This is a genomic window from Anaerococcus sp. (genome assembly GCF_030825785.1).
GTDB lineage: Bacteria > Bacillota > Clostridia > Tissierellales > Peptoniphilaceae > Anaerococcus.
The window spans coordinates 1-5,767 of the sequence record NZ_JAPJPG010000065.1 but is presented as its reverse complement, the minus strand read 5'-3'; the positions used below and the strand labels follow the sequence as shown (position 1 = coordinate 5,767).

Below are 5,767 nucleotides of genomic sequence, written 5' to 3'. Positions count from 1 at the left end.
CATCAAAATAGCCTTGGATAAGCTCAAGATCACTTCCACCAACCATGGACATGTGGGATTTGATATTTAGACCAAATTCCTCATTTAATAGTTTCACCATTTCCTTGGCTGCCATATTATTTTCTTTTGCTAATTCATATACTCTTACTTTTCCTGCCATATAACTCTCCTCAATTTACTTCATAAGCTTTTAACTCCTCGTAAAGTTCATCCGAAACTTCTGTTCTAAAAACTCGGTTTAGCTTATTAGTTCTGATGGCTTCCTCTATGCAAGCTTCATCCTTACATATATAGGCGCCTCTTCCGTTTTTCTTTCCAGATTCATCTATCAAAATTCCTTCTTCCTTGTTTTTGACAACTCTTAGAAGGTCTTTTTTGTCTTTAAGCTTGCCACATACCACACATTTTCTTTGTGGAATCTTCTTAGCTTTTTTCATTTTCTAATCCTCATTAGATTCATCTTCTTCATAAACTTTAACAGTGAAATCAATATTTGTAATATCTTCTACTGTATAATCACTTTCTTCTTCTATTATTTCTTCAACTTCAGAATCTCTTATTAAATCATCTTCAGTATCATCATTTTCTTCATCGATGTCTAAAGAAATGTCTTCATCATCTAAAGCATCATCTTCATCAGCCACTTCTTCGACCTCTTCGTCTATTTCATTTAAGCCAAGTATTTCATCTATTTCTTCTTGGCTTAAGTTTTCGTATTCTTCGCTACTTTTTATATCGATCTTCCAGCCAGTAAGTCTTGCTGCAAGTCTTGCATTTTGACCTTCTTTTCCTATAGCTAGGGATAATTGGTCGCTTGCTACAACCACAAGGCTCTTCTTACTTTTTTCATTGACAACAACTTCAATTATATCCGCTGGAGATAGAGCATTTGATATGAATACTTTGATGTCTTTGTCAAAGTTTATAATGTCGATTTTTTCTCCTTGTAGTTCTTCAACTATGGAGTTTACCCTAATTCCCTTAAAGCCAATGCAAGCTCCAACTGCATCTATCTCTTCATCATTTGAAAATACAGCCATCTTTGTCCTAGATCCTGCTTCTCTTGCAAGGGAATAGATTTCAATAATGCCGTCTGTGATTTCGGGAACTTCAAGTTCAAAAAGTCTAGTTATAAGATCTTGGCTTGCTCTTGATAAGACGATTTGAGGTTCTTTTGACGAATTTCTCACTTCTTTTATAAGAAACTTCATCTTTGCATTTGCTGGATACTCTTCTGTAGGAACTTGCTCTTTAATTGGAACTACACCTTCGATTTTATCTAAGTTTACATAGACATTGTACTTATCTTGTCTTTGTATAGTTCCTGTGATCATCTCATTTGCCCTTTCGATATATTCACCATAGAGAGAATCTCTCTGGGCATCTCTGATTTTTTGTATTACGATATTTCTTGCAGTTTGGGCTGCGACCCTACCGAAGTTTTTTGGAGTAAGCTTAATCCTTGCTATATCACCTAAGTGATAGGTTGGATTTTCATCCAAAGCATCCTTTAAGGAAATTTCTGTGATAGTGTCGTCTACTTCATCTACAACTTCCTTTAGAGCAAAGACTTCAATTTGTCCAGTTTCTTCATCGATTATGACGTCTACATTTTCTTCGTTGTCATAATTTTTTTGGTAACTTTTGATAAGGGCTTTCTGTAAGGCATCTAGAATAGTTTCCTTGTCCAGATTCTTTTCCTTACAAAGCTCATCCAAAGCCAACATAAAATCATTGTTCATAATATCTCCTTAGAAAACAATCTCAATATAAATTTCTTTTACGTCTTCTTTCTTAACCTTCTTTGTATTATCATCTTTTAGGACAAATTCATAAAAATCTTCGCCAGTATCTTTGATTTTTCCTAGGAAAATTTCACCATCTTTTAACTTGATTTTTAATAGCTCATCCTTGTTTCTTTCTATATCTCTATCAGTCTTTAGTGGGCGGGATAAATCTTGACTTGAAACTTCGAGATAATATGAATCTTTTATTATATCAATCTCATCTAGTTTCTCATCAAGAAAAGTGCTAACCTTCTCACAATCGTCGATTGTAATCCCATCCTTATTATAGATAAAGAACGTTAGGATTTTGTTGTTTTTTTGCCTTTTAAATTCGATATCTACTAATTCATAACCTAAGTTTTCAATATCAGATTCAAAGACTTCCTTCAATCTTTCAGTTAAATCCATATTACCTTCCTTCGTCTCAACAGATTAAAAGAGTGGAAACCATCCCCCACTCTTTTGCTATGATTATTATACTTTCAATAAGGATAAATTCAATCTTACTATGACGGAAGTCACTATAAAAAATTTATATTTCAAAATATTTTTAGCACTCTCTTTTTAATAAATATTTTACATTAGAAAACGTTATTTCCCTTGTAATTATTCAGTCAAACGTTTATAATTAAAATAGATACATAAATAAAGGAGGAAATATGTTATTATTTATTATCGGTCTTATAATTTTGATCGGCGGCGGTTTCGTCTATTCTAAATATGTTGAAAAGCAACTTGAACCCGACGATCGTGAGACTCCAGCAGTTAGAAAAGCTGATGGAATCGACTTTGTTTCTATGAGCGAGAAGAAAAACTGGCTTATCAACTTACTAAACATCGCAGGAACTGGCCCAATCTTAGGCCCTATCCAAGGAATCCTTTTTGGACCTATTGCTTTTATAGCAATTCCAATTGGTTGTGTCTTTGCTGGTGCAGTTCACGATTTTTGTACAGGATTTATCTCAATGAGAAATGGCGGAAGCCAAGTTCCAAAGCTTGTTGGTAAATACATTGGTGAAGGATGTAGGAAATTCTACAATGTCGTAATTGCAATCCTTCTTCTTCTAACAGGTGTTGTATTTGTTTATACACCAGGAGATTTAATTGCCAATGATATTATGGGCGCAGATCCAAACTCTAATGTAATATGGGTAATTTATGCAGTAATCTTTGCATACTATATCCTTTCTACAGTTCTACCAATAGATAAGGTTATCGGAAGAATTTATCCTATATTTGGAGCATTCCTTATTATATCTGCAATTGGTGTACTAGTAGGAATTATATTAAAAGGAAATGCTAATCTATCATTTAAAGGCCAAGGTCTTCTAGCTGAGCATCCACTCGGACAAAGATTTATCCCATCATTCTTTATAACAGTTGCATGTGGTATTCTTTCAGGATTCCACGGTTCCCAAGTTACTCTAGTTTCTAGAACTGTTACAAGCGAAAAAGAAGCAAAGACTACCTTCTACTCAACAATGATTGCAGAAGGAGTAATCGCTATGATTTGGGCAGCAGGAGCTATGGTGATTTTCTCTACAGGAACAGCAGCCCTAGACACACCTGGTACTCTTATGGTTGGTGAAATCTCAAGATACTTTATGGGTAAAGTCGGAGGACTTATCGCTGTAATCGGTGTTATAGCACTTCCTATTACATCTGGCGATACAGCCTTTAGATCTCTTAGATTAATCATATCCGAAGAACTCAACATAGATCAAAAAGTAGCTGGTAAACGTGCAGGTCTTGCAGCTTGTCTATTCGTTCCAGCAGCAGCTATTCTTTACTTTGCTAAATCTAACCCTAAAGGATTCAATATTCTTTGGAGATACTTCGGATTTACGAACCAATTCGTGGCAATCTTTGCCCTAGCTGTAGCTACAAGCTATCTAATCTATAACAACAAAAATTACCTAATAACATTGATTCCAGGAATCTTCTATACTTTCATAGTATTTTCCTTCATAATAAACGTCAAAGGACTTGGCTTTGGTCAAGACTTTAAGATTGCCTATCCTATAGCAGGAATCCTCGCTATAGCTTATGCAGTATTCGTTGTAAAAATATCTAAGAAAAATAGAAGAAGAATTGAAGCAATTAAGTTAGACTAAATTTACTGAATTAGGGTGGCAGTCGCCACTCTTTTTTATATCTAGGAGATTATATGAAATTTATATTAGATAAAAAAGCAAAAGCTTTAGTAAATAAAAAACAAATCAAAGAAATCTTCATAAATCCAGACTTGGATCAGAAATCCTCATGTTGCGGAATCGCTACTGTAGATATTGTAATCCTTACCAAAGAAACTGATAAAGATAGATACAAACTTCAAGAAACTGATGATCTTGATATCTATTACAATCCCAACCTAGCCATGTATATAGATGAAGATGAAGAAATAATCATATCAGCCTTTTTTAAGAAGCTTTATATCAAAAACGAAATTAATACAATCGAGAAATAAAATGAACAAAAAATTAATTGAGAAATTTGTAGATGAAAATCCAATAGATGATAGGCTAAAAGGAAGAATTGCAAAGCCCAAATTTACCTATATAGGAGAAGATATCTTAAATAAGGCACTATGTGCCTTTCTTGCCGGAAAAAACATCCTCCTTGTTGGAAGTAAGTCAACTGGAAAAAATGTCCTAGCAGAAAATCTATCTCAAATTTTCAAAAGACCCATGCGGAATGTTTCTTTCCATGTAAATATAGACTCCCAAGTCCTTATAGGAAGCGACACCCTATCTAATGGTAATGTTATCTTTAGAGACGGGCCTGTGACTTCTGCTTGTAAATATGGAGGCCTCCTTGTCCTGGATGAAATTAATATGGCTAGGAACGAAGCTATGGCAGTCCTTCACTCCATCCTAGATTATAGAAGAATAATAGACATACCTGGAAATGACCTTATAGAAATCCACCCAGCCACGAGATTTATAGCTACCATGAACTACAATTATGAGGGGACGCGTGAGCTTAATGAGGCTCTTCTTTCCCGCTTCGTTATAATTGATATGCCGACAATTTCTGAAGGTGACCTAAATAAAATCTTTACAGATAATTATCCCAACCTAAAATCAGAGATCAAAAACCAACTAGGAAGATTATTTTATGATATCAAGACAAAGGCAGATGCTGGTGAAATATCCGATAGCGCTATTGACCTAAGAGGAATTTTCGATAGTCTTGATCTTGTCGAAGCTGGTCTTAAGCTTGACGAGGCTTTCGATATTTGTTTGATAAACAAAGTATTTGATCCTTATGAGAAAACACTTATAAAAGATGTAATAAAGGCGCGTTTTAGGGAAAATTTATCTAAAGGAGATGTCTTCGAGAACTATGATTTTTAATAAAGGGAAAGCAGGTCAAAACAGAGCCTACAATCGGATTTGGAATGGAGCCTTATCATATAGATATAAGCCTATTCTTACAGGATCTGACCTAAGTGGAAATCCAAGTTTTTATATGAACTTAATAATAGGTCTTTCTATAAAATATTTCGGCAAAGAAACAATAGAAAATCTCTTTGCCTTACGGAAAGATTATAAAAAATATGAAAGGTATGATATCTTCGCCCTCTATCTTTTGGAAAGCTACTGCTATGACAAAGAAGTTGGCCAAAGACCCATTATAAAAGACCTTAGAGAAGATTACGCCAAAGATTTCTTGGCCGATAAGAATGACCTTAGGAGGAAAAACTTAGCTCTAAGAGAAAACTTGTATTACGCTTTAACCATGAAAAAATACTCGATAGTTTTGGATAGAAATTTTAATCTATCTAAAAAGGAAGAAGATATATACGAGAATTTCCATTTAGATCCTGCTACAGGTCCTCAGACTTTAAAAGCTAATATTACATATTTGTTTGAAAAATACCTTTCCTTTGATAAGGAAAATAAATATAAGCCGCATTTTTCTATGAATTTCTCCTTCTTTGACCTAAAGGGATCTTACCAGCTTGAAAGATCTAACAG

The 5,767-nt window shown here is 34.3% G+C and carries 7 protein-coding genes and 1 pseudogene; 4 read left to right on the top strand and 4 right to left on the bottom strand.

Annotation, left to right across the window (positions count from 1 at the left end; genetic code table 11):
* From RCH56_RS07320 to rimP, 4 genes are all read right to left on the bottom strand, one after another.
* Positions 1-160 (bottom strand): translation initiation factor IF-2 N-terminal domain-containing protein (locus tag RCH56_RS07320; RefSeq protein ID WP_306484325.1); only part of this gene is annotated, 160 nt, incomplete at its 3' end.
* Between the two features lie 10 nt (positions 161-170).
* Positions 171-437 carry an RNase P modulator RnpM gene (gene rnpM / locus RCH56_RS07315; RefSeq protein ID WP_306484324.1) on the bottom strand — a complete coding sequence of 89 codons (267 nt, stop codon included), beginning with the start codon at positions 435-437 and terminating at the stop codon, positions 171-173.
* Positions 438-440: 3 nt separating this feature from the next.
* Positions 441-1,742: a transcription termination factor NusA gene (gene nusA, locus RCH56_RS07310; RefSeq protein WP_306484322.1), complete on the bottom strand. Its 1,302-nt coding sequence runs from the start codon at positions 1,740-1,742 to the stop codon at positions 441-443.
* Between the two features lie 9 nt (positions 1,743-1,751).
* Positions 1,752-2,195: a ribosome maturation factor RimP gene (rimP, locus tag RCH56_RS07305; RefSeq protein WP_306484321.1), complete on the bottom strand. Its 444-nt coding sequence runs from the start codon at positions 2,193-2,195 to the stop codon at positions 1,752-1,754.
* Positions 2,196-2,446: 251 nt separating this feature from the next.
* On the opposite strand from rimP, the gene RCH56_RS07300 reads away from it, so the two are divergent.
* From RCH56_RS07300 to RCH56_RS07285, 4 genes and pseudogenes are all read left to right on the top strand, one after another.
* Positions 2,447-3,901 carry a carbon starvation protein A gene (locus RCH56_RS07300; protein WP_306484320.1) on the top strand — a complete coding sequence of 485 codons (1,455 nt, stop codon included), beginning with the start codon at positions 2,447-2,449 and terminating at the stop codon, positions 3,899-3,901.
* Positions 3,902-3,954: 53 nt separating this feature from the next.
* Positions 3,955-4,254, top strand: a complete 300-nt coding sequence (locus RCH56_RS07295) for a hypothetical protein (protein WP_306484319.1) — start codon at positions 3,955-3,957, stop codon at positions 4,252-4,254.
* A gap of 1 nt (position 4,255) precedes the next feature.
* On the top strand, positions 4,256-5,143 hold the full coding sequence (locus RCH56_RS07290) for an AAA family ATPase (protein WP_306484318.1): 888 nt from the start codon (positions 4,256-4,258) through the stop codon (positions 5,141-5,143).
* Positions 5,133-5,767 (top strand): annotated as a pseudogene (locus tag RCH56_RS07285) (hypothetical protein); the annotation flags it as partial. The gene RCH56_RS07290 and the pseudogene RCH56_RS07285, both read left to right, overlap by 11 nt.